At 66.6% G+C, this 26960-nt stretch carries 25 protein-coding genes; 10 read left to right on the top strand and 15 right to left on the bottom strand.

Features of this window, described 5'->3' with window-relative positions; translation table 11 throughout:
• Positions 1-39: 39 nt before the first annotated feature.
• From ACFDS3_RS07990 to ACFDS3_RS07955, 8 genes are all read right to left on the bottom strand, one after another.
• Complete coding sequence (locus ACFDS3_RS07990; protein WP_375261825.1) at positions 40-1422, bottom strand: ATP-binding protein; 1383 nt, start codon at positions 1420-1422, stop codon at positions 40-42.
• 124 nt (positions 1423-1546) lie between these two features.
• Positions 1547-2449: an alpha/beta hydrolase gene (locus ACFDS3_RS07985; protein WP_375261824.1), complete on the bottom strand. Its 903-nt coding sequence runs from the start codon at positions 2447-2449 to the stop codon at positions 1547-1549.
• A complete protein-coding gene (locus ACFDS3_RS07980) occupies positions 2446-3402 on the bottom strand; it encodes a TRAP transporter substrate-binding protein (RefSeq protein ID WP_375261823.1) in 957 nt (318 codons plus the stop codon). Before ACFDS3_RS07980 ends, ACFDS3_RS07985 begins: the two co-directional genes overlap by 4 nt.
• A 16-nt stretch (positions 3403-3418) precedes the next feature.
• On the bottom strand, positions 3419-4693 hold the full coding sequence (locus ACFDS3_RS07975; RefSeq protein WP_375261822.1) for a TRAP transporter large permease: 1275 nt from the start codon (positions 4691-4693) through the stop codon (positions 3419-3421).
• Positions 4687-5217 (bottom strand): TRAP transporter small permease, encoded by a 531-nt coding sequence (locus ACFDS3_RS07970; RefSeq protein ID WP_375261821.1) that lies wholly within the window; start codon positions 5215-5217, stop codon positions 4687-4689. Before ACFDS3_RS07970 ends, ACFDS3_RS07975 begins: the two co-directional genes overlap by 7 nt.
• Positions 5218-5284: 67 nt before the next feature.
• The gene (locus ACFDS3_RS07965) at positions 5285-7624 is read right to left on the bottom strand and encodes a FepA family TonB-dependent siderophore receptor (protein ID WP_375261820.1); all 2340 of its coding nucleotides are present in this window, start codon (positions 7622-7624) and stop codon (positions 5285-5287) included.
• A gap of 353 nt (positions 7625-7977) precedes the next feature.
• Positions 7978-8904 carry an MYG1 family protein gene (locus ACFDS3_RS07960; RefSeq protein ID WP_375261819.1) on the bottom strand — a complete coding sequence of 309 codons (927 nt, stop codon included), beginning with the start codon at positions 8902-8904 and terminating at the stop codon, positions 7978-7980.
• Between the two features lie 96 nt (positions 8905-9000).
• Entirely contained in the window at positions 9001-9312 is a 312-nt protein-coding gene (locus tag ACFDS3_RS07955) for an ETC complex I subunit (RefSeq protein WP_375261818.1), read from the bottom strand.
• A 126-nt stretch (positions 9313-9438) separates the two neighbouring features.
• Here ACFDS3_RS07955 and uvrB point away from each other — a divergent pair, with 126 nt between their 5' ends.
• Entirely contained in the window at positions 9439-11637 is a 2199-nt protein-coding gene (gene uvrB, locus ACFDS3_RS07950) for an excinuclease ABC subunit UvrB (RefSeq protein WP_375261817.1), read from the top strand.
• A 74-nt stretch (positions 11638-11711) separates the two neighbouring features.
• Positions 11712-12377, top strand: a complete 666-nt coding sequence (locus ACFDS3_RS07945; protein WP_375261816.1) for a hypothetical protein — start codon at positions 11712-11714, stop codon at positions 12375-12377.
• Positions 12378-12415: 38 nt separating this feature from the next.
• On the opposite strand, the gene ACFDS3_RS07940 is transcribed toward ACFDS3_RS07945, so the two are convergent.
• The gene (locus tag ACFDS3_RS07940) at positions 12416-13999 is read right to left on the bottom strand and encodes a lysine--tRNA ligase (protein WP_375261815.1); all 1584 of its coding nucleotides are present in this window, start codon (positions 13997-13999) and stop codon (positions 12416-12418) included.
• Positions 14000-14090: 91 nt separating this feature from the next.
• On the opposite strand from ACFDS3_RS07940, the gene ACFDS3_RS07935 reads away from it, so the two are divergent.
• The gene (locus tag ACFDS3_RS07935) at positions 14091-14513 is read left to right on the top strand and encodes a tellurite resistance TerB family protein (protein WP_375261814.1); all 423 of its coding nucleotides are present in this window, start codon (positions 14091-14093) and stop codon (positions 14511-14513) included.
• On the opposite strand, the gene dacB is transcribed toward ACFDS3_RS07935, so the two are convergent.
• Both dacB and ACFDS3_RS07925 read right to left on the bottom strand, forming a co-directional pair.
• Positions 14510-15985: a D-alanyl-D-alanine carboxypeptidase/D-alanyl-D-alanine-endopeptidase gene (dacB, locus tag ACFDS3_RS07930; RefSeq protein ID WP_375261813.1), complete on the bottom strand. Its 1476-nt coding sequence runs from the start codon at positions 15983-15985 to the stop codon at positions 14510-14512. The genes ACFDS3_RS07935 and dacB overlap by 4 nt on opposite strands.
• A 79-nt stretch (positions 15986-16064) precedes the next feature.
• On the bottom strand, positions 16065-16661 hold the full coding sequence (locus tag ACFDS3_RS07925) for a nicotinate-nucleotide adenylyltransferase (RefSeq protein ID WP_375261812.1): 597 nt from the start codon (positions 16659-16661) through the stop codon (positions 16065-16067).
• Between the two features lie 227 nt (positions 16662-16888).
• On the opposite strand from ACFDS3_RS07925, the gene ctaD reads away from it, so the two are divergent.
• Together ctaD and ACFDS3_RS07915 are read left to right on the top strand one after the other, a co-directional pair.
• Positions 16889-18565 (top strand): cytochrome c oxidase subunit I, encoded by a 1677-nt coding sequence (ctaD, locus tag ACFDS3_RS07920; protein ID WP_375261811.1) that lies wholly within the window; start codon positions 16889-16891, stop codon positions 18563-18565.
• A gap of 89 nt (positions 18566-18654) precedes the next feature.
• Positions 18655-19101, top strand: a complete 447-nt coding sequence (locus tag ACFDS3_RS07915) for a DUF2244 domain-containing protein (RefSeq protein ID WP_375261810.1) — start codon at positions 18655-18657, stop codon at positions 19099-19101.
• Positions 19102-19188: 87 nt separating this feature from the next.
• On the opposite strand, the gene ACFDS3_RS07910 is transcribed toward ACFDS3_RS07915, so the two are convergent.
• Positions 19189-19650: a GatB/YqeY domain-containing protein gene (locus ACFDS3_RS07910; RefSeq protein WP_375261809.1), complete on the bottom strand. Its 462-nt coding sequence runs from the start codon at positions 19648-19650 to the stop codon at positions 19189-19191.
• A 132-nt stretch (positions 19651-19782) separates the two neighbouring features.
• On the opposite strand from ACFDS3_RS07910, the gene carA reads away from it, so the two are divergent.
• Both carA and ACFDS3_RS07900 read left to right on the top strand, forming a co-directional pair.
• Positions 19783-20931: a glutamine-hydrolyzing carbamoyl-phosphate synthase small subunit gene (gene carA, locus ACFDS3_RS07905; protein ID WP_375261808.1), complete on the top strand. Its 1149-nt coding sequence runs from the start codon at positions 19783-19785 to the stop codon at positions 20929-20931.
• Between the two features lie 63 nt (positions 20932-20994).
• On the top strand, positions 20995-22641 hold the full coding sequence (locus tag ACFDS3_RS07900) for a glycosyltransferase family 2 protein (protein WP_375261807.1): 1647 nt from the start codon (positions 20995-20997) through the stop codon (positions 22639-22641).
• On the opposite strand, the gene ACFDS3_RS07895 is transcribed toward ACFDS3_RS07900, so the two are convergent.
• Positions 22638-23288, bottom strand: a complete 651-nt coding sequence (locus tag ACFDS3_RS07895) for a GntR family transcriptional regulator (protein ID WP_375261806.1) — start codon at positions 23286-23288, stop codon at positions 22638-22640. The two genes, ACFDS3_RS07900 and ACFDS3_RS07895, sit on opposite strands and share 4 nt — an antisense overlap.
• Positions 23289-23348: 60 nt before the next feature.
• Between ACFDS3_RS07895 and ACFDS3_RS07890 the strand changes: the two genes are divergently transcribed.
• Positions 23349-23999, top strand: a complete 651-nt coding sequence (locus ACFDS3_RS07890) for a pyrimidine 5'-nucleotidase (RefSeq protein ID WP_375261805.1) — start codon at positions 23349-23351, stop codon at positions 23997-23999.
• Between the two features lie 8 nt (positions 24000-24007).
• Positions 24008-25225, top strand: coding sequence for an FAD-dependent monooxygenase (locus tag ACFDS3_RS07885; RefSeq protein WP_375261804.1), 1218 nt, complete (start codon positions 24008-24010; stop codon positions 25223-25225).
• Here the strand turns inward: ACFDS3_RS07885 and ACFDS3_RS07880 are convergent.
• Together ACFDS3_RS07880 and ACFDS3_RS07875 are read right to left on the bottom strand one after the other, a co-directional pair.
• Positions 25194-25646 carry an Lrp/AsnC family transcriptional regulator gene (locus ACFDS3_RS07880; RefSeq protein ID WP_375261803.1) on the bottom strand — a complete coding sequence of 151 codons (453 nt, stop codon included), beginning with the start codon at positions 25644-25646 and terminating at the stop codon, positions 25194-25196. The two genes, ACFDS3_RS07885 and ACFDS3_RS07880, sit on opposite strands and share 32 nt — an antisense overlap.
• Positions 25643-26098: an Lrp/AsnC family transcriptional regulator gene (locus ACFDS3_RS07875; protein WP_375261802.1), complete on the bottom strand. Its 456-nt coding sequence runs from the start codon at positions 26096-26098 to the stop codon at positions 25643-25645. Before ACFDS3_RS07875 ends, ACFDS3_RS07880 begins: the two co-directional genes overlap by 4 nt.
• A 128-nt stretch (positions 26099-26226) precedes the next feature.
• On the opposite strand from ACFDS3_RS07875, the gene ilvC reads away from it, so the two are divergent.
• The coding region (gene ilvC / locus ACFDS3_RS07870) for a ketol-acid reductoisomerase (RefSeq protein WP_375261801.1) at positions 26227-26960 on the top strand (734 nt) is incomplete at its 3' end.

Raw genomic sequence — 26960 nt, 5'->3', positions numbered from 1 at the left:
ATGGGGCGACCGCAGCAGGTCCTGCGGTCGCCGGTCGTGTCACTCGGCCGGGGTGATGTGGCTGATCTGGTTGGAGGTCGGATCGTCCTCGCCACCCGACTTGTTGACCACGTAAACGCCGCCCGATCCATCAACCGCGAGGTGGTTCGGGGTGCTGCCAATCGCGAGGTTCGCCAGGATCTCGCCCTCGGGTGAGATTACGGCCACCGCGTCGGCCTCGCGCAGGGCGATGAAGACGTTGCCGGTGGTCGGCTCGACCACGGCGTTCAGAGGGCTCGCGCCCACATTCACCTGGCTCAGGGTCTCGCCGGTTTCGGCATCGATGATCGACACCGCGTCGTTGCCCTGCGCAACCGTATAGAGGCGCGTTGCGTCGGGCGTGGCGGCCAGACCGATGGTGTTGACCGAATTATCCACGGCGAAGCCGCCCGTCTGGGTGTCGGTGGCAAGGTCCACCACGGCCACCTCTTCGCTGCGCAGGGACGAGACGAAGAGCTTGCCAGCCTGTTCCGCAACCGAAAGGCTCGCCGCGGCAAAGTTCTGACCGCGCCGGGCGGAGTCAAGCTCGATCACCCTCACCTCTTCGAGCGTCCCGGTGTCGAAGACATGAACCCGCGGCTCGAACGTGGCCGAGACATAGACCTTGCCGTCATGCGCCACGGCATCACGGGGGTGGCCAACGGTCTCGGGGTCGAACTGCTTGATGAGGCTCAGGTCTTCGGCATCGTAGACCGCGATCGTATTCTGGCGGGTGTTCGTGACCCAGACCTGCCCCGCCTCTTCGGCAACGCCGACCCCATAGACGGCGAAGACGCCGCCGTCGCTGCCATCCTCGCGCGCCGGTGCCTTGGACGGAGTCACTTCGGCCAGAAGCTCCAGCGTTTCCGGATCCACCTTGGCCAGCGTGCTTTCCTGGACCGGCGGACGCCCGACGGCGCCGGTCACGTAGATCGCGTCCTCCGTCACCGCCACCTGGTAGGGGTTGCGAACCGACGGGGCCGAGCTGACGTCGTATCGGTCGGTGCCGATCTCGCCCAGTTCCTTCGCGATCTTCAGATCGAAGATGGTCGCATAAGGAGCGTCGCCGCCGAGTTCCACGACGACGGGGTAGAGGCCCGGCTCGGCGCTTTCGGGAATGTCCACGGTGGCGGTCAGGTTGCCCTCGGCATCCGCGGTGAAGGGCTCGCCGCCGTTCAGATCCTCGCCGTTCTGGCGCAGCGTGACGGGCTGCTCTGGGCCGAAGCCGCGGCCCGAGATCTCGGCCGTGCTGCCCGCGACGATCGGCCCGCGATCGGGGCCTGACGCCCCAAGGCGTCCGTCGAACTCGCCGACGGCGTCGAACGGCTCGGCCACCGCCATCGAGCCTGCGAGGATTACCGCCGCCGAAAGCAGCCGGCCCATAGCTTGATGGGTTTTGTTCATTCTCATCATCTTCAGCCTATCTACTTGCGTGGTTTTGGCCCTTCGGCTGCAGCGATGCTGTGGCTGTGGAGCGCCGCAGGTGCGACGCGGGGGGAACGGGCGCAGTCCCCGTATCTTTCGGTGCTCAGTTCGCCTCTTTCAGCAGGTGCCGGATGGACGCTCGGAAGGTTTCTCCGTGGCTGAGGCCGGGAAAGATCGTCGTCTCACCCGGGATTCCCGCGGCGCGTGCGGTCGCGGCGAGGGTGCCAAATGCGTCCTCGCGCAAGGCCGCACGCATCCGGGCGAGCTTCTGCGCGTTCGGGTTGCCCGGCGTGCTGGCGCGGGCGCGTTCCATCTCGCCCCGGTGGAGGTCGAGCGGTTGGTCCGGCCAATCTCCCGCAGACATCCGGCCGACGGTCCGGTCGAAGTAGCGCCCATCATTCCACCACAGGGACGGGCTGGCCGCCACGAAATGCGCGAAGGGCGCGGACGGCGTGCCAGCGGCGTAGAGGACGAAGAGGCCGCCGTAGGAGTGCCCCCAGAGCGTCAGATCGTCGGCGTCGATTGGCGCCAGACCCTCGACCCGCGGCACGACTTCCGAGGTCAGGAGGTCCAAAAACGCAGGCGCCTGCCCGCCAGGCCGGCCGCGCGGGTCGGCAAGCGGCGCTCCGCCGGCGTCGGGAGGGGTGTAGTCGCGCGCCCGCTCTTCCGAGGCGAAGCGGCGGTCGGTATCGTAGCCGACCGAGACGACCACGGGCAGCGCATCAGGATCAAGCGTCGCCAGGAAATCCGGCGTCAGCACTTCGAGCGCGGCCTGCCCGTCGAGAAGGAAGAGCGCCGCAAACCCGTCGGCCGGGGGCGTGCGGCGCGGGGTCAGGACACCGATCTCGTAGTCCGCGCCCTGCCCCGCTCCGGCGATGGTGAACGCGTCGACAGCAAACAAGTCCGACCCCGTCTCGAGGATGGTTGGCCCCAGCGGCGTCTGCACCGGCTGCGCCACGGCCGCAACGGGCAGAACGATCGCAAGGATCAGCCCGCGCACGTTCATCGCGCCGCCTCGGCCTCGAGGTCAGCCAGAAGGGGCGCCTTCTCGCGCCAGTCCTCGTACCAAGCATCGACCGCCAAGCCGAACCAGTCACGTCCGACCGACAGGACTGGAAGACCGGTATCGCGCAGGTTCTCCAGGTTCGTCTCGTCGATCTCGGCGTAGAGATCGACCATCTCGGCGATGCGTTCGTCGAAGATCTGCGCGACGGTTGCGCGGTCTTCCTCGGTCAGCACCTGCCATTTGCGCCCCGACGCGACGGCGGCCATGGGAAACATCATGTGCCGCGAATCCAGAATGGTACTTGCGTGACGCCAATAGCCCGAGTTCCACGTTCCCTCGTGGTCGATCTGCATCGCATCGACTTGGCCATTCGCGAAGGCATCATAGAGCGCGGGCAGCGGCATGGGCGTGGCGACCGCTCCGGCTTCGCGCCAGAAGTCCATTTCGGGCGCCAGTGGCACCGTCCGGATGCGTAGCCCGGAAAGATCTTCGACCGTCTCGGCCTCGTCGCGGGTCACCACCTGTCGCATTCCCGCGGTGCCCCAAGCCAGGCCGTGCAGTCCGAAATCGGACATGCGACCCAGCAGCGTATGCGCGACGTCACCGCTCAGCAGGCGGCCCGCCCCTTCGATGTCCTCGACGATGTAGGGCGCGTAGAAGATGCCGAAGTCGGGGTCGCGGTTCGCGAACTCCGCCGCGGTCAGCATGGCGAAATCGATGGCCCCGGTCTGGAGCTGCTGCAACATCCGGGCCTCGTTGCCCAGCTGGCCCGATGGCATCACGAGAAGCTCAACGCGGCCGTCGGTCGCCGCCGCCACGTCCTCGGCGATCGTCTCGGCCGTCTTGGTCCATTGGTGGGACGGCGGCGTGATCAGGCCAAGGCGGTACTCTTCGGCAACCGCGGGAAGAGCGGTCGCGAGGGCAAGCGCGAGGATGGCGAGGCTCTGTTTCATGTGAGTTTCCTCTTGGTCATCGGAAGAACGCGAGAAGACCCAGCGCAAGACCGGGCCACAGGACGAGAACGGCAAGCACGCCAAGCACGCCCGCAAGGTACGGCAGGACCAGCCGCGCGAGGCGGTCTGCGGGCACGTCGTTCTGCATGGCCGCCGTGAACAGCCCCACGCCCACGGGGGGCGTCAGCAGGCCGACCGTCAGGTTGATGCAGGCGATCAGCCCGAAATGGACGGGGTCGATCCCGTAGATGTCGGTCGCCACGGGCAAGAGCACGGGCACGACGAGGATCAGGCACGGCAGCGGGTCCGAGATCATTCCCATGCCCAGCAGCAACAGGTTCACGAGCCCGAGAAAGACGATCGGGTTGTCCGACAGTCCCGCCAGCCAGGTCGAGACGGTCGCCGGCAGCCCCTCCCACGCGGCAACCCAGGCATAGAGACCCGCGGCCGCCACGAGAAACAGGATCGTGCCGGTCGTCAGGGCCGTCGACAGCAGGGCGCGCCAGATGTCGGGCAGGGACATCTCGCGGTAGAGGCCAAGGCCCAGCAGCAGGACAGCCGCGATGGCGACCACGCCCGCTTCGGCCGGCGTCGCGTAGCCCAGCAGGATCGCCCCGATCATCGCGCCGGGCACCGCCAGCGCCGGCAGCGCCGCAGCCGCGGTCCGCCCCGGGTTCGCCGCAGCAGCCCCGCGCGGCGCGGGGGCGGAACCATGTGCAGACGACCACCACGTGATCGCAGCGAAGACGCCCAGCATCGCCAATCCCGGCCCCACACCGGCGAGGAAGAGGTCGCCTATCGGCACCTGCGCGATCACCCCATAGACGATGAGCAGCATCGACGGCGGCAGGACCGGCGCCAGCAGGCCGCCCGCGGCCGTGATGGCGGCGGCCATATCGCGCGGATAGCCCGCCCGCTCCATTTCGGGGACGGCGAGACGCGACATCAGCGTGATCTGCGCGATGGTCGAACCCAGCACCGCCGCCATCAGCGCATTGGCAAGCAAAGTCGTCTGCGCCAGACCGCCACGCGTCCGGCCGATGCACAGCTCGGCCAGCGCGAACAGCCGGCGGCCTGCGCCGCTGGCGTTCATCAGCTCGCCCAGCAGGATGAAGATCGGCAGCGCAAGCAGTCCATAGCTTTCCATCCCGGCATAGAGCTGCTGCGGGAGGCTGAGAAGCAGGACCGCGTTGCCCCCCAGCACGATCTGCAGCACCGCGCCGCAAATCATCGCGAAGGCCACCGGCATCCCCAGAAGCAGAAGAAGCGCGAAGGTCAGAAGGCTCAGCATGGCCCGCCCCGGATCATTCGCGCCACCATGTGCAGCATGGCGCCAACCGTCGCGGGGACCATGGGCAGCCAGAACCAGACCTTCGGGACGCCAAGGGTCATGGTCGGTTCGGAATAGACGAAGTTCGCCGTCTCGCGCGCCAGGTCCTGCCCGCCGAAGCGCAAGAGGCCCACGGGGTCCAGCCATATCCACAGGCAGCCCGCGAACACCGTCACGGCCAGCAGAAGCACCGCGTCCACAGTGCGGCGGAACCGCTGCCCCATGCGACGCGAGACGATGTCCACTGTCATGTGCTTGCCCCGCGCCAGCGCCGCCGAGGCCGCGAAAAAGGCCGAGCCCGCGACAAGGTAGATCGACAATTCGTCGCTCCAGATCAGGGGGCGGCCGGCGGACCGCGCCAGCGCCGCGGCGGCCATCCAGGCCAGCATCGCAGTCAGAAGCACGGCCGAGAGACCAAGCTCGATCCGCGCGAGCGTCGCCTCTGCGCGCAACAGACGTGCGACGATCGTTCCGTTTCCTGTCAAACTGTCGCTCCCAGCCGCAAGGACTCGGTCCCGCCCGTGCAAATCGGGCGGGACGGCTCATCCCCGTTCAGAACGTCCGGGTCAGGCCGAAGTAGAAGGCGCGCCCGGGCTCGTTGTAGGTGTTGGCACCCTCGCCCGACCGCAGGATCCGCTTGTCCAGAAGGTTGGTGATGCCGGCCTTCAGGTTGGTGCCGTTGTCGAAGGCGTAGTTCACCCCGAGGTTGACCAGCGTGTAGGGATCGCGGTCCTCCAGATCATCCTCACCCGCGGGAATACCCATGGTGGCGTTGTATTCCGCTGCCTCGATCTTCCCGTAGTGGGTCAGGGACGGAATGATCTTGAGGTGATCGGTGGCCTCGAACTCGAACGAGCCGTTGATCGTGTATTCCGGCACCAGCGACAGGGGCACTTCGATCACTCGGTCGGGAAAAATCTCGCCCGACGAGGTCGTGCCCCCCTCGATTTCGAGTGTCTGCCTCGAGTTGATCATGTAGGTCGCGTTGACCGACAGGCGGGCACGCTCGCCCACCGGCGCAGCGAAGTTGCCCTCAAGCCCCTCGACCTGGGAATCCGGGACGTTCATCCACTGGAAAAGACGTGCGTTGCTGACACCGCGGAAGCCGGGCACAGCCACCCTGCCGACCTGCTCGGTTCCCGACTGGATCTTGTCGTGATAGTCGTTGTGGAAATAGGTGAGCGTGGCGTTCACCCCGCGGTCATTGTTGTAGGCGACCCCGATCTCGGAGTTGATCGACGTTTCCGGATCCAGGTCCGAGTTGCCCAGGACGTAGCACGGCCCGTCGACGTAGTAGGGATAGGGGCACCCCCTTCCGCGCGTGACATAGACGTACTTGTCCGACAGCTGATAGAGAGACGGCGCCTTGAAGGCCCGTGCGACGCCGCCCTTCACGGTCCAGTTCGGCGTGATCTCATAAGCTGCGTTCACGCCGCCCGACAGGTTGGTACCGAACGTATCCGCGAAATCCACGCGCGCCGACGGCGTGAGGGTCAGGCGGTCGGTCGCCTCGATATTCTCCTCGACGTAAAGGCCGAAGGTGGTCTGGTCCGTGACCCCGTCGGCCGTCGAGGTGTCGATGCTGCCATCAAGCGCCTCGATCGACGAGAAGGAGTTGTATTCCGTGATATCCAGCTGTTCCCAACGCAGTTCCGCCCCGAGGGTCAGCGCTGCCGGCCGGCCGAACGCGTTGTGGTCGATATAGGTCTCGCTGCGCCCGGTCACCGCATCGAGGATCGCCTCGTCCCACTCGGTCGCGGTCGCGATCGCGCCTTCGCCGCCACCCGCGGCGCCTTCGCCCAGGCGCCGGTTCAGCGTGTGCTCGTATTGCAGGTAGCTATGCGTGTCGCCCCAGCCATAGGTCCCCGTGTGGGTCAGGGCGAGCGTGCCGCGGTTGACCTCGTTGGTGGTGTCGCCGTCCTCGGCCAGTTGCTCGATGAGCGTCTCGCCATCCTCGGAAAGCCCGCCGCCCAGCTGCGTGTCGCCGGCGAAGATGTTCTCCTGCTGGGAATAGCCGAGCTCGAGGCCGAACGTGTTGGCGGTATCGGACTCCCATGAGAGCAGGACGCTGGCGTCCCGATTGACGACCCCCTCGCTTCCGGCGTCGTAGCTGCAGACCACTTCGCCGGCCCGGTTCTCTGCGCAGGTGGCAGCTTCGGCGTTGATGTCGGGATCGTCCGCGCCGGTCCTGTTGTAGTTCCCGGTGAAGCGCAGCGCGACGTCCTCGCTGAGGCGCTTGTTCCACAGCACGTTGTAGCGCTGCGTCATGCCTTCCAGGTCGCTTTCGGGCATGTCGAAACCGGCGCCGAGTTGCAGCAGATCCGCATCCGGCTGCTTGGTGATGATGTTGACCACGCCACCCGCGGCACCCGAGCCGTAGCGCGCCGCCGCCGGGCCGCGGATGACCTCGATCCGCTCGACCATTTCAGGCGGCACCCAGTTCGTGTCGCCGCGGCTGTCACGCTCGCCCGACCGCCCGATCTTGACCGAGGTGCGCGACAGAACGGGGCGGCCGTCGACCAGGATCAGGACGTTCTCCGGCCCCATGCCGCGAATGTCGATCTGGCGCTGGTTCCCGCGCTGCCCAGAGGGCGAGGTGCCGGTCAGGTTTACACCGGGCATCTTGCGGATGATCTCGGCCAGGTCGTTCACGACCGGCCGTTCCTCGATATCCTCTTCGGTGATCGTCGACACGCCGAGCGCCTGCTTGATCTGCTCCTCCGCGGTCAGGACGATCGTTCCCAGCTCGTAAAGGCCGGTTTCGGAGGTCGGTTCGACCAGTTCCGAATCCGCGGCGACATCCGCCACCTGGGCGAATGCAGGCGCGAAGTTGGCGAAGGAGGTCAATACGAGGGCGGTGCCAGACACAAGCCGAGCGCGAGATGGAGACATGCTCAATCTTTCTCTTACAGCGATTTCGGGAGGGGCTGGCGTCAGCTGGCTCGGCTTCATCTAGAACACCGCGCGCCGGAGGGACAAGACCCAAACCGACGCCCAATGGAGCCTGTGTCGAAGTCACACCGGGAGAAAGTCGCAGCCGAAGGCGACCAGCTCGGCCATGCAGGTGCCCTTGGCAGGAGTCAGCAGCGCAGCCCCTACACGAGCGCACTCCCGCGATCCGGCGAGGCGATAACGGACGCGGGACCGCTAAAGGGGGGGGGGATCCGCCTGCTCTTTCTGATGGCGCAACGCCGCCGCCCTTCAGACGCTCACGGACGGCTGCCTCGGGCGTTGGTCACGATGGGTCAGCCTGCCGACACGTCTTCCACCGCCAGCCTGGCCATCTGCATGATCGCATCCCGGGTGCACGCCACTGCGATGAACCGGCCGTTATGGCAGAACTTCGCACCTTTCACGCCCGAAGCGGCTTCAAGGGCTTTATCCGTCAGCCCCGCCCAAGCCGCTGGCAGATCAGCGCGGGCTTCGAACGTGTTTTCGCCTGTGCGGATCGTGGTCAGCGCCCAATCCGTGCCGCGTGGATGAACGACAAACAGAAGATGATCGGCGCCTGCCGCCTCGATCCCGGCGCGAAAGGGCATGCCCATCGGCAACTCCAGGACACGATCTTGGCCTGCCGCCTCGATCGCCGCCGCGACGATCCCTTGGGCGCGCAATTTCGCGGCCTCGCGGCGGATCGCGGCTTCGACGAAGGCGGCAGCAATCGGCAGCGCGGCGGCGAAGGCGCGGTCGTCCGCGTCCTCGTCCGGATCGTCGAATACCGGCTTGAGCGTCTCGAGCAGCGCGGGCAGCGTCAGCCCGGCAAAAAGCGGCCCCGCTTCCGACGGATTCACCGCGCCATTGTCCATCAGATCGATGGGTAGCACAAAGTCGCGGTCGAAGGAGGCGTGGACTGCGCCGATATCATGCTCGGGCACGGCCAGGGCGCGCAGATAGTCCCGCCCGTACCGGGCCCAGATCAGACCGAAGGAGCTGAAGGGCTGGCCATCCTCGCGCAGGGGATTTGGCTTCTGATGATGATCAAAGATCCCGGCCTCGGCGTCGAACTGGCCGCCGACGTCATAGATGATGCGCCCGTCCGCCGGAGCGATCCAGGCGGCGTCGCGGCTGCGGACCAACTGCGCCGTCGGGAAAAGGCGCGTGAGTATGACCGACGACAGAAGCTCGTCGGCGTGAAACCCGCCGGAATGCGTGACGAGGTGAGTGATGGTCATGGATGCCCCTCAAATAAAACGGGCGACCATCAGGCCGCCCTTTGTGCATTTCCCCGGATCGCTCGCCTTCAGAACCCGCTGCTGACTATCGGAGCGTCAGTGCGTCCAGGCACCACGCCGCGAGGTGGCAAAGTTCTCGCCATAGCCGCCGGTGCGGACGTTGGCGCGGCGCTTCTTGGGCAGCGTCACGATCACGTCGATGCCATGCGCCTCGGCGTAGTCGAGCGCCTCTTCCTTCGTGGGAAACCGCAGGCTGACCTGCGCCTGGGTGTCGTGCGACGATGTCCAGCCCATCAGCGGCTCGATCCGCTTGGGCGTGTCGGCCGTAAACTCGAGCACCCACTCCCGGGTCTTGGCCATCCCCGAGGACATGGCCGTCTTGGTGGGCTGGTAGATGCGCGCGGTCATCGGTCGCCTCCTTCTCTGGTTGCTCGACATATGAGAAATCGCGCGGCGCGGCGCAAGTCTTCGTGACAGCCGCGCGACGCCTTCGACACCGCTTGCACCGCGCCCGCGCGCGCATATCTTCACGCCATGCACAACAATCGCCCCGATCAGATGCCCGTCCTGCTGCACGCCCCGGCGCCGGACGTGAAGACGCGCGAAAAGCTTGAAGGCGGCATCGCCTTCCGCATGAACAGCACGTTCCAGCCGGCGGGGGACCAGCCGACAGCCATCGCCGAATTGTCCGAGGGCGTGCGCAATGGCGAGCGCGACCAGGTCCTGCTGGGCGCGACCGGCACCGGCAAGACCTTCACCATGGCCAAGGTCATCGAAGAGACGCAGCGCCCGGCCATCATCCTCGCGCCGAACAAGACGCTGGCGGCCCAGCTTTACGGCGAGTTCAAGGGGTTCTTCCCCGACAACGCGGTCGAGTATTTCGTCAGCTACTACGACTATTACCAGCCGGAAGCCTACGTGCCGCGGTCGGACACCTTCATCGAGAAGGAATCCCAGATCAACGAGCAGATCGACCGGATGCGCCACTCCGCCACGCGGGCGCTGCTGGAACGGGACGACGTCATCATCGTCGCCTCGGTGTCGTGCATCTACGGTATCGGCTCGGTCGAGACCTACGGCGCGATGACGGTCGACCTGCATACCGGCAACGACTACGACCAGCGGCAGGTGATGGCCGACCTCGTCGCCCAGCAATACCGCCGCAACGACCAGGCGTTCCAGCGTGGCAGCTTCCGCGTGCGGGGCGATGTGGTCGAAGTCTGGCCCGCCCACCTCGAAGATCGCGCGTGGCGCCTGTCCTTCTTCGGCAATGAGCTGGAGTCGATCGTCGAGTTCGATCCACTGACCGGCGAGAAGGTGGACAGCTTCGAGCGGGTCCGCATCTACGCCAACTCGCACTACGTGACGCCGCGCCCGACGATGAAGCAGGCGATCAACGGCATCAAGAAAGAGCTGCGGATCCGGCTCGACCAGCTTGTGGGCGACGGCAAGCTCCTCGAGGCGCAGCGGCTCGAGCAGCGGACGAATTTCGACCTCGAAATGCTCGAGGCGACCGGCGTCTGCAACGGGATCGAGAACTACTCGCGCTACCTGACCGGCCGTGCCCCGGGTGAGCCGCCCCCTACCCTGTTCGAGTTCATCCCCGACGACGCGCTCGTCTTCGCCGACGAAAGCCACGTTTCGGTTCCGCAGATCGGCGGCATGTACAAGGGCGACTTCCGGCGCAAGATGACGCTGGCCGAGCACGGGTTCCGCCTGCCCTCGTGTATGGATAACCGCCCCCTGAAGTTCGAGGAATGGGACGCGATGCGGCCCCAGTCGGTCTTTGTCTCGGCCACCCCCGCCGCCTGGGAGATGGAGCAGTCAGGCGGCGTCTTCACGGAACAGATCATCCGTCCCACCGGCCTTCTGGACCCGCAGGTCGAGATCCGCCCCGTCGAGATGCAGGTGGACGACCTGCTGGACGAGATTCGGCGCGTCAGCCAGGCTGGCTACCGGACGCTCGCCACCGTGCTGACCAAGCGCATGGCCGAGGATCTGACGGAATACCTGCACGAGCAGGGCATCAAGGTCCGCTACATGCACTCGGACATCGACACCATCGAGCGGATCGAGATCCTGCGCGACCTGCGCCTCGGCGCCTTCGACGTGCTGGTGGGCATCAACCTGCTGCGCGAAGGGCTCGACATTCCCGAATGCGGGCTGGTGGCAATTCTTGATGCCGACAAGGAAGGCTTCCTGCGGTCCGAGACGTCGCTGATCCAGACCATCGGCCGCGCCGCGCGAAATTCCGAAGGGCGGGTCATCATGTATGCCGACCGCATCACCGGCTCGATGGAGCGTGCGATGCGCGAGACGGATCGCCGGCGCGAGAAGCAGATCGCCTATAACGAGCTGCACGGAATCACCCCCGCGACCATCAAGAAGAACGTCGACGACATCCTGTCGGGGCTCTACCAGGGCGACGTGGACATGAACCGCGTGACCGCGAAGATCGACAACAAGCGGGGCGGCTCGAACCTTCAGGCGGTACTTGAAGGGCTGCGCACCGACATGCGCAAGGCGGCCGAGAACCTCGAATTCGAAGAGGCTGCTCGCCTCCGCGACGAGGTCAAACGACTCGAAGCCGTGGATCTCGCGGTCTCGGACGACCCGCTTGCCCGACAATCGGCGGTCGAGGCCGCGGCCGACGCGGCGACGAAATCGGCGGGCCGTTCGACGGCGGGACGCCCGGGCCAGCGGGGTGGCAACGTCAAGCGGCGGAAAAAGTAGCCCAGGCAAGGTCGCACACCTGATCGGCGAGCGCCGTTAATCGGCGGTTTACCCTCTTGGGCGATGAAGCAAGCATGAGCCTGCTTCGCGCCCTTGTCCTCCTTTTCGCTGTGACCGCCACGGCGGCCACACCGGGCGCTTGGCCGCGTCCCGAGGGCGAGACGTTCCTGTCCCTGAAGTTCGGGAGGCAGGGCGAGACCGAAGTTCAGAGCCTCTATGCCGAGTACGGCATGACCCCCCGACTGACCTTCGGCGCTGCCGCCGACCGTTACGGCCCCAGCAGCGGCGCCGTTTCGGCTTTCAGCCGTGTGGCGCTGACGCCCGAGGGGCCGTGGCAGGTGTCGGTCTCGGCCAGCACATCGTTCGAACTGGAAGGTGGCACGCCCGAGGACCTGGCGTTCCTGCCCGGCGAGGTCCGCAACGGCGTCAGCCTGCATGTGGGCCGCGGCTTCATGATCGGCAACCGAGCCGCCTGGTTCGATGCCGAAGCGGCCCGGGACAGCAGCGGTTTGGAAGAACAGTGGCGGATGGGCCTGGTCGCCGGCGTCGCGGTGACTGACCGCAGCAAGCTCTTCGTCGAGTTCGAAGGCGCCGAGGACGAGGACGGCACGGCTCTGCGCATTGCCCCCAACGCCACCTACGCAATCGCCGAGGGGATTGACGTGACCGTGGGCTACGCCTTCGATCCAACCGGCGACACCCCCAGCCGGATCGACCTCGGGGCTTGGCTGGCGTTCTGACCCGGCGGGAGGCGGAGGGTCGCCCCGCACACCGCCGATCAGTTGGCGAGATCGCCCGCGAGCGCCCGGTCGATCAGAGCGATCGTCTCGTCCACGCCGTAAAGCGCGATGAAACCGCCAAAACGCGGCCCTTGGCTCTGGCCCAGCAGCACTTCGTAGAGCGCCTTGAACCAGTCGCGCAGCGGCTCGATCTCGTGCGCTTTGCCGACGGCAAAGACCTCGGATTGCAGCGCCTCGGCGTCGAGGCCGCCCTCCCACGCGACGAGCCGGTCGCGCAGGTCGACGATCGCGGCGCGCTCGGCCTCGGAAGGCTGGCGGAAGGTCTTCTCGGGCTTCACGAAGTCGTTGTAGTAGCGGATCGCGTAGCCCGCCGCCTGGTCGAGCTGCGGGTTCGCTTCGGGCGAGGCCTCGGGCGCATAGCGGCGGATGAAGCCCCAGAGCGTCTCCTTCTCCTCGGCGCCTGACACGCTGGCGAGATTCAGGAGCATCGCGAAGGGCACCACCATGTCCGACTGCGGTACGTCCTCGTTGCCGTGGATGTGCCAGACGGGATTATTAAGCCGCGCCGTCGGGTCCTGCTCGGGATAGGCGCGCAGCTGCTGATGGTACTCGTCCACGGCCTTTGGAATCACGTCGAAATATAGCCGCTTCGCCGTCTTGGGCTTTTGATACATGAAGTAGGCGAGGCTCTCGGGCGCGGCGTAGGTCAGCCACTCTTCCATCGACAGGCCGTTGCCTTTCGACTTCGAGATCTTCTGCCCCTTCTCGTCGTTGAAGAGTTCATAGGTCAGCGTCTCAGGGCCGGGGCTGCCCAGCGCGCGGCAGATCTTGCCCGCCTGCGTGACCGAATCGATCAGGTCCTTGCCCGACATCTCGTAATCCACGCCCAGCGCATACCACCGCATCGCCCAGTCGGGCTTCCACTGCAGCTTCACATTGCCGCCCGTCACCGGGACCTCGACCCGCTCGCCGTCGGGCTCCTCGTAGACGATCGTGCCCTTTTCGACGTTGCGCTCGAGCGTCGGGACCTGAAGGACATGGCCGGTCTTGGGGCTGACGGGCAAGAAGGGCGAGTAGGTCGCGCGCCGGTCCGGCCCGAGGGTCGGCAGCATGATCGCCATGATCTCGTCGAACTGCTCGAGCGCACGCTGCAGCGCCGCATCGAACCGGCCGCTGGCATAGTAGGCGGTCGAAGAGGCGAACTCGTACTCGAACCCGTAGCTGTCGAGGAAGGCGCGGAGGCGGGCGTTGTTGTGCGCGCCGAAGCTGTCATGCGTGCCGAACGGATCGCGCACGCGGGTCAGCGGCAGGTGTAGGTCCTCGGCCATCTGCTCCTGGTTCGGGACGTTCGTGGGCACCTTGCGGAGCCCGTCCATGTCATCGGAGAAACAAAGCAGCTTCGTCGGAATGTCCGACAGCGTCTCGAAGGCGCGGCGCACCATGGTCGTGCGCGCCACTTCGCCGAAGGTCCCGATATGCGGCAGGCCCGAGGGGCCATAGCCCGTCTCGAACAGGGCAAAGCCCTTCTCGGGCGGATGTTTCTCAAAGCGTTTGACCAGCTTGCGGGCCTCTTCGAACGGCCAGGCCTTCGAGGTCATCGCAATTTCACGCAACTCGGTCATCGCTTTCTCCACCATGGAATGCGCGTTTGCAGTATTGCCGCGGCGCGGAACCGTCAATTACCATGCACCCAACCCAGACCCCGGAGCACAGATGAACGACGTCGCCCCCAGCCTCAGCCCGCAAGACTGCCTCGTCGCGGTCATGGTTGCCGTGTCCGCCTCGGACGAGAACCTGCGGACGACCGAGCTCGTCACGATCGAGCGGATCGTCAACCACCTGCCGATCTTTGCGAAGTACGACCAGGACCGCATTCGCACCGTGTCCCAGACCGTGTTCGATCTCTTCGCCGAAGAAGACGGCCTGGACGCGCTGTTCGGCCTGATCCGCGACAACCTGCCCGAGCACCTGTTCGAGACCGCCTATGCCCTCGCCTGCGACGTGGCCGCGGCCGATGGCTCGCTCGGCGAGACCGAGATCCGGCTGCTTGAAGAGATCCGGTTCGAACTCGCGATCCCGCGGCTGAACGCGGCCGCGATCGAGCGGGGCGCGCGGGCGCGGCATTTGACGCTTTAGGTCAGGTAGGCCTTGCCCCAGCTTTCGAGTAGCTGCCGCTGGAGGTACTTCGACGACGCGATCCAGCTGCGCCCCCCTTCGGGCCGCTCGCGCTGCTCGATGGTCAGCGCGTCGCGGCGGGGGATGTCGCCGGTGAGGATCGAGAAGGCGAGTGTCCGTCCCTGCTTCGGCCCCGTCACATAGCCGGTCAGCGCGCTGACGAAATTCAGTGTGCCGGTCTTGGCCGTGACGGCAAAGCGGGTATCGTCCAGCGGGAAGGCTTTCATCAGCGGCTTCAGCACGTTGCCCTTGTGGCTTGATACCATCGCCCGCGCCATGTCCGCCGGAGACACGCGGCTGTCGTCGCCCAGCCCCGAATGATCCTCGAGCGCGACCGAGTTCAGTCCATGCTCGCGCTTCAGCCATGCGTTCATCTGGGCGGCGCTTTCGGCCAACGTTCCGATCGGCCCAACGGTCTGGGAGGCCGACAGGCCCATGACCTCGGCGGTGATGTTGGTCGAGTAGTTCAGCATGTCGGTCAGGATCGGCGGCAACACGTCGCTGCGATGGGTGTGCAGCAGCCCGCCCTTTGCGCTGTCGGCATAGTCGACCGCCCCGCCCGAGATGATGCCTTGCGACTGCGCGAGCGTCTGGAAGACTTCACCAGCATAGAGGCCGGGGAACCGGACGGGCAACCAGCGCGAGCCGCCATTGCCTAGGGCGGTGCGGGCCACGGTCCACTCGTCCATGCGCTCGCCGCGGTCGTAGGTGTAGACCGGGCCTCTCCGGTCCGCGACCTGCATCCGAGCCGTGGTCACGGCCGCCGTCTGGCGCATGCCGGGCGAGTCCATCGTCACCTCATAGTCGCCGCCCTGCCGCTCCCACCCGAAATGGACGCGGTTGTAGTTCAGGTTCAGACCGCCGATTGCGGGATTGTAGGCGACGTGGGCCGGCTGCTCTTCGTCGATTTCGCGCAGGTTCGGCAGAGCGCCGGTCCACACCCGCATCCGGCCGCCGATCTCGCGCACGCCTGCGTCCTTCAGCGCGACGGCCATGGACCGCAGCCCGTCGGTGTCGAGCGTCGGATCGCCGCCGCCGGCAAGGATGAGGTCGCCCTCGATCCGCCCGTTCGTCACGGGACCGGTCGCGATGAGCTGCGTCTCGAAGCGGTGTTGCGGCCCCAGCCGGTCAAGCGCCCACATCGTCGTCAGCGCCTTGGCGGTCGACGCCGGAGGCATCCCGACCTCGGGGTTGCGCGCCTCGAGCACCTGGCCGGTAGCCGCATCGGCCACTGTGAAGCCCACGACGCCCGTGAGGCTGGAGCGGTCGACGAGGTCATTGCCCGACGGGACGGATTGCCTGGAAGCGGGCTCCTCGCGAAGACTCTGATCGCGGTATCGGGGGCGGATCGTGCGCGGCGGAGCCTCGGCCCACGCGCCGGTTGCGCTGGCCGACAAGAGGCCCGCCAGCATGTGGCGTCTGCTCAGGCGCATGATTCCTCCGAAGTTGCCGCAGGCGATTTATGACAATAGACAGGACGATCAACCATAAGCGACTGACATTCCGATCACTTCAGTGTTTCCACCGTCCGGCCCGTCGCAGCTCCGTGGACGATTCCGCCCTGAGCGGAATATTGACGAAGGACCACGCGGGGGGCTTGGATCGTGCCAGCATGCTGGGCGGGACGCGCGCGTCCTCCAGCCGCCGCGGCGTCGGGGCGTTCAGCGCCCGCAGGCGGTCTCCGGGCCGGGCGAATATGCCGAGGGGCACGCGGCGCGCGATCTCTTCCCACCGGTCCCAGCGGTGGAAGTGGGCAAGGTTGTCCGATCCCATCAGCCAGACGAACCGCACGTCGGGATAAGTCTCTTTCAGGATCGCCACCGTGTCCGCCGTGAAGCGCGACGAGAGGCTAGCCTCGATTTCCGTCACGCGCACGCGGGGGTGGCGCATCATCTCTTGTGCCTGGGCCATCCGCCGGGGCAGCGCGGCGGGCGCGTCCGGCTTCAGAGGGTTGCCGGGCGAGACAAGCCACCAGACCCAATCGAGCCGGAAGTGCGCAAGCGCCGCGCGGGTGATCGCCGCGTGCCCGGCATGGGCGGGGTCGAACGAGCCGCCCAGAAGGCCCACGCTCTGCCCACGTCCCGCCACGGGCCATCCAGGCCGCCTCATGTCTCAGATCTTCTCATGGCGCCCTGAATACCCGTGCGTAAACCGCGACCGCAAGGCTCGGCCATGCGGCGGGTCAGGCGAGTTCTATTCGAATTGCCGGAGCGACCCGCAGGCCGCGCCAAAACGTATCATTGCGATGACCGCCTGTTGGGCATAGAACGCCTTTCGACGCGCGCGAGGCTCGGAGTCTGCGTGCCTCTCAGTCAACGGGAACCAGGAGGGACGACATGGCTGACGCAGCCGTCCAGGGCCATGGTGGACACGAGGACGATCGGGGGTTCTTCACCCGGTGGTTCATGTCCACCAATCACAAGGATATCGGCATCCTTTACCTCGTCACCGCGGCGGTGACGGGTTTCATCTCTGTCGCCTTCACGGTGTACATGCGCATGGAGCTCATGGAGCCCGGCGTCCAGTTCATGTGCATGGAAGGCGCGCGTCTCTTCCCGACCGCGACCGAAAATTGCACGCCGAACGGGCACCTGTGGAACGTGCTGATCACGGCTCACGGCATCCTGATGATGTTCTTCGTGGTGATTCCGGCGCTCTTCGGTGGCTTCGGCAACTACCTGATGCCGCTGCAGATCGGCGCGCCGGACATGGCGTTCCCGCGGCTCAACAACCTCAGCTACTGGCTTTTCGTGGCCGGTTCGGCGCTGGCGGTGTGCTCGCTTTTCGCGCCGGGCGGTAACGGGCAGCCAGGTTCGGGGATCGGCTGGGTGCTTTATCCGCCCCTGTCGACGACCGAGGGCGGCTATTCGACCGATCTCGCCATCTTCGCCGTGCACGTCTCGGGCGCGTCCTCGATCCTCGGCGCGATCAACATCATCACCACCTTCCTGAACATGCGCGCTCCGGGCATGACGCTGTTCAAGGTGCCGCTGTTTGCATGGTCGGTGTTCGTCACCGCGTGGCTGATCCTTCTGGCGCTGCCCGTTCTCGCCGGCGCGATCACCATGCTGCTGACCGACCGCAACTTCGGGACGACCTTCTTCGACCCGTCCGGCGGCGGCGATCCGATCCTCTACCAGCACATCCTGTGGTTCTTCGGCCATCCGGAGGTGTACATCGTGATCCTGCCCGGCTTCGGCATCATCAGCCACATCATCGCGACCTTCTCGAAGAAGCCGATCTTCGGCTACCTGCCGATGGTCTGGGCGCTGATCGCGATCGGCGTCCTGGGCTTCGTCGTCTGGGCACACCACATGTACACCGTCGGCATGTCGCTCACCCAGCAGAGCTACTTCATGATGGCGACCATGGTCATCGCGGTGCCCACGGGCATCAAGATCTTCTCGTGGTTGGCAACGATGTGGGGCGGGTCGGTCGAACTCAAGGCGCCGATGCTCTGGGCCTGCGGCTTCCTTGCCGTGTTCACCATCGGCGGCGTGACCGGCGTCGTCCTGTCGCAAGCCCCGATCGACCGTGCGTATCACGACACCTACTACGTGGTGGCCCACTTCCACTACGTCATGTCGCTGGGCGCCGTCTTCGCCATCTTCGCGGGCATCTACTTCTACTTCCCGAAGTTCACCGGCAAGATGATACCAGAATGGATCGGCCACGTGCATTTCTGGGCGATGTTCATCGGCGCCAATCTGACCTTCTTCCCCCAGCACTTCCTGGGCCGTCAGGGCATGCCCCGTCGCTACATCGACTACCCCGAGGCCTTCGCGCTGTGGCACAATGTCTCGTCCTGGGGGGCCTTCCTGTCCTTCGCGTCCTTCGTGTTCTTCATCGGCGCGATCTTCTGGGTCCTCGTGAAAGTGCCGCGCACGGCCCCCGCGAACCCCTGGAACGAGTGGGCCGATACGCTGGAATGGACCCTGCCCTCGCCGCCGCCGGAGCATACGTTCGAGACGCTCCCCAAGCGCGAGGACTGGGACAAGGGCCACGCTCACTGACCATGCCGGTTCAATGGACCACATCCAAAGAGGAGGCCCCGGCATCGCCCGGGGCCTTTTCGCGTGAGGGGGGAAAGCCCTTCGCGACCTTGCGGCTCTGGCCGCACCGGTCCCTGCCTGTGACGGGCTTCGTGGGGATCATGGGCTTTACCGGCTGCATGTTCCTCGTCCCCCTCGCGCCATTCATCGGCACGCCGGTATTCTGGGGGCTCCTGCCGTTCCTCTGTGCGGCGATGGCGGCGCTGTATCTCTTTTTTCTCAGGAACTACCGCGATGGCGAGCTCACCGAAGAGCTGATCGTCTGGTCGGACCGGATCGAGCTGGTGCGGCACAATCCCCGTTCGCCGGACCAGTTCTGGGAGGCCAATCCCTATTGGATGCGCCTCTCCCTCCACGCAAACCGGGGGCCGGTCCAGAGCTACCTGACGATGAATGGTGGCGGTCGCGAGGTCGAACTCGGCGCCTTCCTCAGCCCCGAAGAGCGCGAGGCAGTCTATGACGACCTCGACCGGCTGCTGAAGCGCCTTCCCCGCTAAGGGCGTGAAGCCTATCGACAGACGGGCGTTAGCGCCTCATGAACGGGCACGGGGGCGGCGGCGTCACGCTCTGCCCCGGTTCATGCCTCAGCCCAGCCTGGCCTTCACTTTCGGACCGACAGTGCCGAAGTCCATCTGGCCCGTGTAGCGCTCTTTCAAAACGCCCACGACGTTCCCCATATCCCGGATCGATTTCGCGCCCGTCTCGGCAATCGCGGCTCCGATGGCCTCGTCGACCTCTTCTTCCGTCAGGCGGCGGGGCAGGAACTCCTCGATGATGGCAATTTCCTCGCGCTCGCTCTCGGCCAGCTCCAGGCGCCCGCCCTCTTCATAGGCGCGGGCGCTCTCCTGGCGCTGCTTGATCATCCGGCCGAGGATCTGGCGCACCTCGAAATCGGTGACCCCGTCGGGACCGTCCTCGGTCGAGCGGGCGGCGATGTCCCGGTCCTTGATCGCGGCGTTGATCAGCCGCAGCGTCGACAGGCGCGCGGCCTGCCTTTCTTTCATCGCCGTCTTCAGGGCGGCATTGATGCGGTCGCGCAGTTCCATGGCATGTCCTCGATCAACGCGGAAAAACGGCCCCTCACCTATTACCCGGGGGCGTGAACGGCAAGGCGCTTGACCGGCCGGGGTGATCTCCATACATCGCGGTAGATTTGCGCCCAGCCCGGAGATCCCGCCATGCCTCGCCAGACCCCGACCGCCTGCCTCGCCCTTGCCGACGGGACTGTCTTCTACGGCCGCGGCTTTGGTGCCACGGGACAGACCACGGCAGAACTTTGCTTCAACACCGCCATGACCGGCTATCAGGAGATCGTGACCGACCCCTCCTATGCCGGCCAGATCGTGACGTTCACCTTTCCCCACATCGGCAACACCGGCGTCACGCCCGAGGATGACGAGACGGCGATCCCCTTCGCCGAAGGCATGGTGGTCAAGTGGGACCCGACGGCCTCGTCGAACTGGCGGGCGGCCGAAGAGCTGGGCGAATGGCTGCGCCGCCACGGCAAGATCGGCATCGGGGGTCTCGACACCCGCCGCCTGACCCGCGCGATCCGTCAGCAGGGCGCACCGCACGTCGCCCTCGCACATGATCCCGAGGGAAAGTTCGATATCGAGGCGCTGATCGCCGCCGCACGCTCGTTCCCCGGCCTCGTCGGGCTCGACCTCGCCAAGGATGTCAGCTGCCTGCAATCCTACCGCTGGGACGAAATGCGTTGGGCCTGGCCGGCCGGCTACCTCAACCGCGACCAGCCCGGCCACAAGGTCGTGGCCATTGACTACGGCGCCAAGCGCAACATCCTGCGCTGCCTCGCCTCAGCCGGTTGTGACGTCACCGTCCTTCCGGCGACGGCGACGGCCGAGGAAGTCATGGCCCATAACCCCGCTGGGCTGTTCCTGTCGAATGGCCCCGGCGACCCGGCGGCGACCGGCAAGTATGCGGTGCCCATGATCCAGGAGGTGCTCAAGACCTCGGACATCCCGGTGTTCGGCATCTGCCTCGGGCACCAGCTTCTGGGCCTCGCCCTCGGGGCCGAGACGCAAAAGATGGGCCACGGCCATCACGGCGCGAACCATCCCGTGAAGGAACTGGCAACCGGCAAGGTCGAGATCACGTCGATGAACCACGGCTTCACAGTGAACTCGCAGACCCTGCCGAAGGGTGTGGAAGAGACGCATATCTCGCTCTTCGACGGCTCGAACTGTGGCATCCGCGTTCCCGACCGCCCCGTCTGGGGCGTCCAGCACCACCCCGAGGCCAGCCCCGGCCCGCAGGACAGCTTCTACCTGTTCGAGCGGTTCGCGAAGGTGATGGACGACGCGGCCTGATCCCCGTTCACCATCTCTTAACCGCGCGGTGAGACATTCGGCGGGTCCACGACCGGAACCGCCATGTTCGATCTCGCGCATCTCGACCCTCTGCCGCCGGTCATTCCGGGTCGCGACGCTGTGCCCTTGCCCGATGCGCGCGCGATCCGGCGGCTAGGCGCCGGGTTCTGCGCGCGCCACGCAGTGCTTCCCCTTCGGGCTCAGGCGGGGGTTCAGCCGCTCGCCGTCGCGGATCCAGACCGCTATACTCTGGTGGCCGCCCGGATCAGAGCGGTCCTTGGCGAAACGGTGCCGCTGCCCGCGGATCGTGCCGAGGTGATGGCAGGGTTGACGCGCCACGCCGGACTGACTCTTGCGCGCGAGGCTGAAGAACGATGTCCGCCGGATCGAAGCTGCCGGGAGCTTCGGGTTGCTCCGGCCCTCGCGTTGGGGCTCACGGTTCTGCTGGCGGGCGCGATCTGCCTCGCACCGGGGTCAGCGCTATTTATCGGACAGTTTCTCGCGGCTGGTCTGCTGGCCGTCCAGACGGCGCTCTACCTCGTGGCAATGATCCCGCACCGTAGCGGACAGGCGCTGCGGCCCCCGCTTGCTGGGTTGCCGACGATCTCCCTCTTCCTGCCGCTTTACCACGAACAGGACATCGCGCCGATGCTCCTCGAGCGGATCGAAGCGCTCGACTACCCGCGAGACCGGCTCGAGGTGTGGCTCATCATGGAATGCGACGATCGCGTCACGGCGCAGGCGATCTCGCGGGTGGCGCTTCCCCCGTGGGCGCACGTCCTGACCGTCGCACCGGGCGAGGTACAGACCAAGCCGCGTGCGATGAACGTGGCGCTGGATTTCTGCCGCGGGTCGATCGTCGGCGTCTATGATGCCGAGGATGCGCCCGAACCCGACCAGCTGCGCCGCGTCGCGGCCCGCTTCGCCGCCGCGAAGCCTAACGTCGCGGCACTGCAGGGGCGGCTGAGCTTCTACAACACCCGCGCGACCTGGCTGACGCGGTGTTTCTCGATCGACTACGCGGCGTGGTTCTGGATGATACTGCCGGCGATCGGGCGGCTCGGGTGGCCCATTCCGTTGGGCGGAACCACGATCTTCCTGCGCCGGGACGCGCTGGAAAGCGTGGGCGGCTGGGATGCTCATAACGTGACCGAGGATGCGGATCTGGGCCTGCGCCTGGCCCGCGCGGGATGGCGGACCGAGTTGATCGACAGCGTCACGCTTGAAGAGGCGACAGCCCGGCCGCGCGCGTGGATCAAGCAGCGATCGCGCTGGCAGAAGGGCTACGCGATCACGTGGGCCGCGCACATGCGCCACCCGCTGCGCCTGATCCGTGACCTCGGGCCCTGGGGCTTCGTGGGCGTTCATGTTCTGTTCCTCGGCTCGCTCGTCGGGGCTGCACTGGCGCCCCTTCTGTGGCCGTTCTGGCTGCTTCTTGCCGCGGCTCCCGTTCCATACGCTCCGGTGCTACCGCTTCAAGCGGTGTGGATCGTGCAAGTCGGGTTGGGCCTCATGCTTGCAGTGCAGGCGAGCGGCCTGGTCATCGCGCTGTCCCGGCAAAGCCGCCTCGCGCTAGTCCGCTGGCTGCCCGCGATGATGCTCTACTACCCGCTGGCGACGATCTCGCTCGGCAAGGCCGTGGCCGAACTCGTCACCCGCCCCTTCTACTGGGACAAGACCGCCCACGGCGTCACGCGCCCGGACAGCTAGAGCATCGCGTCCCGCGACGCGTCGAGCCGCAAGCGCGTCTCGTAGGCCGTCGAGATATGCGCACAAAGCGCCCTCCGCGCCGCCTGCCCGTCCCGCGCCTCGAGTGCCGAGACAATCGCGTCATGCTCGGCGAGCGCGTCCTCTCCCCGTCCCTCGACGGCCAGAGATGTCGTCGCGAGTAGCGCCATCGAGCGGTGCACGAGGTCGAGCTGCTGCACGAGGAACATGTTGTGCGAGGCCAGGTGGATCTGCTTGTGGAATCGCCGGTTCGACCGGCTGAGCGCGTGGGGATCGTCCAGCCGGGTCCGATCCTCTTCGATCATTCGCCGCAGAACACGCAGTTCCTCAGCCGTCGCATGACGCGCGGCAAGCTCTGCCGCCAGCCCTTCGAGTTCCGTGCGGACCGCGTACAGCTCGGCCATCTGGTTGTGATCCAGCGACGAGACGATCAGGCTGCGCCCGTCCCGCGTCAGCAGCGACTGCGTCTCGAGCCGCTGCAGCGCCTCACGGATCGGCGTGCGGCTGACGCCGAAGCGTTCTGCCAGCTCGTTCTCGACCAGACGATCACCGGGCTTGTAGATCCCCTCGTCGATTGCCTCGAGAATCAGCCGGTAGGCATCTTTCTGCGGCAGTTTCGGCTCGACCATGCGCTGCCCTCCCTCCACGGCGGTATAGACAGCCCGCCAGCCCGCCGCTAGGGCGGCGGCATGACCATCGACACATGGATCTTCGACCTCGACGACACGCTCTACCCGCCCGAATCGGGGGTCGTGGCCGCGATCGAGGCGCGCATGACCGACTGGATCGCGCAACGCCTCGGGCTGGACCGGACCGAGGCCGATCGCCTGCGCCACACCTACTGGCGCGACTATGGCGGCACGCTGCCGGGCCTCGTCGCCCGCCACGGCATCTCGCCCGAAGCCTTCCTGCGCGACGTGCACGATATTCCGCTGACCGATCTCGCCGCGGATCCCGCCCTCGGGACGGCACTCGCCACCCTGCCCGGCCGGCGCGTCGTCTTCACAAATGGCAGCGCCACGCACGCGGAACGGGTGCTGATGGCGCGGGGGCTGACGGACCATTTCCACGGCACGTTCTCGATCGAGCACGCGGATTTCGTGGCAAAGCCCGACGCCCGCGCCTTCGACTCGGCCTTTCGGGCGCTGGACATCGACCCTACCCGCGCCGCGATGTTCGAGGACAGCCCCGCGAACCTGCGCGTTCCCAGCTCGCGCGGCGTGCGGACGGTGCTCGTCGGACCCAGCGCGCCGGCCGAACCTTTTATCGACCACCATGCCCCCGACCTGACGGCTTTTCTGTCGCAGGTGGGCATCAGCGGCTTCCCGACGCCGCCCTGACACCTATCATGAGTGCCATGGACACCGACATCTTCATCTCGGGCGCCGGCATTGCCGGCATGGTGCTGGCGGCGCTTCTGGCCAAGCGTGGCTGGCGCGTGACGATCTGCGACCCGTCGACCCCGCCCGACAGCGAGGGGGCCGAGGGATCGGACCTACGCTCGACCGCCTACCTCGAGCCCTCGGTCGCCGTTCTGCGCGAGGCGGGGCTGTGGGAGCATCTGTCGCCGGACGCCACGCCGCTCGAGGCGCTGCGCGTCGTGGATTCAGCCGGCTGGCCGCCGCGGCAGACCGCGCTGCGCACGTTCCGTCCCGATGACCTGGGCCTCATGGCCTTCGGGTGGAACGTGATGAACTGGCGCGCCCACCGGACACTGACCGAGGCGCTGAGCCAGGCGCCGGGCATAGACCTACGGCTCGGCACCGGGTTTGCCGACATGACCGCGCGGGACGACATGGCCTTCGTCACCCTGACCGACGGCAGCCGCCTGACCGCGCGGCTGGTCGTGGGCGCCGACGGGCGCACCTCGGCTGTGCGCGAAGCCGCCGGCATCGACACCCGCATCCGGCGCTATGGGCAGAAGGCCCTCGCCTTCGCCTGCACCCATGTCGAGCCGCACGAGCGCATCTCGACCGAGATCTACAACGCCGGCGGCGCGATGGTCACGGTGCCCCTGTCGGACCACGATGGGCAGCCCGCCTCTTCGATCGTGTGGATGGACGACGGGGCGCGCGTGAACGACCTGGCGCAGATGGATGAGGGGGCGTTCAACCAGCGCCTCACCGAACGCGCGCTCGCCCTCCTTGGCCCGATGCGCCGCGTCACGCCGCTGAGGGTCTGGCCTGTCGTCACCCAGACCGCGCGAACGCTGACCGCAAAGCGGACGGTACTGGTGGCCGAGGCTGCGCACGTGCTGCCGCCGATCGGGGCGCAGGGGCTGAACACGTCGATTGCCGACATCGCGGCGCTTGCCGACAGCCTGCAGGACGATCCGGGCGCGCCCGGCGCGTTGAGCCTCTATGCCCGCGCACGGCAGGCGGACATGGTGGGGCGCGCGGCTGCGATCGATGCCTACAACCGGCTCTGCCGCTCGGGGCTGGCCCCGGTGCAGAGGCTGCGGGCAGAGGGGCTGAAGCTTGTGAACGACGTGGCCCCGCTGCGGCGGCGGGTGATGATGGCGGGTATGGGCGCGCTCAAATCGGACCGGAGCGCCGCTCCTCGCTGAGAAGCACGTTTGCCTCGACATTCCCGACCCCCGGCAGCGTCAGGATGCGGCGGCGCAGGACGCGCTCGAAATCCGCGATGTCGCGGGCGACGACCCGCACGCGATAGTCATAAAGGCCGAGGACGTGCTCGACCGTCTGCACCTCGGGGATGGCGGTGATCGCGCGTTCGAACGCGGCGAGGTCCAGCCGCCCCTTCGCCGCCAGCTTCACCCCCAGGAACATCGTCACCCCGAAGCCGAGCGTCTCGAGATCCAGATCGAGGCGCCGACCGGCAAGGATACCCGCCCCTTCCAACCGGCGGACCCTGCGCCACGCCACGGGTTGCGACAGCCCGACCCGTTCGCCAAGCGCCGCCGAGGATAGCGTGGCGTCCCCGGTCAGGGCGCGCAGAATGGCGCGGTCGGTGTCGTCGGGGGTCACAAGGGCAGCCTTTCGTCTGCTTTCAGCGTGGCGACCTGCATCAGCGCCTCGATCTCGGCGATATGCGGCAAGGTCAGGATGCGCTCGCGGTACAGGCGGTGGTAGTCGGCCAGGTTGCGCGCCACGAGGGACAGGCGCACGTCGACGCGGCCAAGGAAGGTCTGGATCTCGATCACCTCGGGCACCTCGCGGGCGGCGGCGAGGAAGCCGTCGAAGGCGCGCGGGTCGGCCTTGTCGAGCGTGAATCGCAAGGAAACCTCGATCTCGTAGCCCAACCTTCGCCAGTTGATGCGGGCATGCTGGCCACGCAGCACACCGTTGGCACGCAGCCGGTCGAACCGGCGGGTGGCAAGCTGGGTGGTCACGCCGGCACGGGAGGCCAGCGCCGACAGCGTGGCGGCTGGGTCGTTCTGCAATTGGCGCAAAAGGCGCCGGTCGGTGTCGTCAAGCATGGTTACTTATACCGACAACCAGCATGCGAATAGAACCCGTCATATAGAGCTAGTTTTTCGGCGGTTTCATGGCTTTCGCCCGGCTGTTCAAGGCCGTAGGTTGCGCCCATCAAACCGGAGGGACCGACATGCGCGTCTATTACGATCAGGACTGCGACATTAACCTTATCAAGGACAAGAAGGTGGCGATCCTGGGCTACGGCTCGCAAGGCCACGCCCATGCGTTAAACCTGCGCGACTCGGGCGCCAAGAACCTTGTCGTCGCGCTGCGCGAAGGCTCGCCCAGCCGCAAGAAGGCCGAGGGCGAGGGCCTGCAGGTCATGGGCATCGCCGAGGCCGCCGCGTGGTGCGACCTGATCATGTTCACCATGCCCGACGAGCTGCAGGCCGAGACCTACAAGAAGCACGTCCATGACAACCTGCGCGAGGGTGCCGCGATCGCCTTCGCCCACGGCCTAAACGTGCATTTCGGCCTGATCGAGCCGAAGCCGGGCGTCGACGTCATCATGATGGCCCCCAAGGGTCCCGGCCACACGGTACGCGGCGAATACGTCAAGGGCGGCGGCGTGCCCTGCCTCGTCGCGGTCGAGCAGGACGCGAGCGGCAAGGCCATGGAGATCGGCCTGTCCTATTGCTCCGCCATCGGTGGCGGCCGCTCGGGCATCATCGAGACCAACTTCCGCCAGGAATGCGAGACCGACCTGTTCGGCGAGCAGGCCGTGCTGTGCGGTGGCCTTGTCGAGCTGATCCGCATGGGCTTCGAGACGCTGGTCGAGGCCGGTTACGAGCCCGAAATGGCCTATTTCGAGTGCCTGCACGAGGTGAAGCTGATCGTGGACCTGATCTACGAAGGCGGCATCGC

Source organism: Palleronia sp. (genome assembly GCF_042089775.1).
Taxonomy (GTDB): domain Bacteria; phylum Pseudomonadota; class Alphaproteobacteria; order Rhodobacterales; family Rhodobacteraceae; genus Palleronia.
Note: the sequence above shows the minus strand (reverse complement) of the source record. Positions and strands in the feature narration are given on the sequence as shown.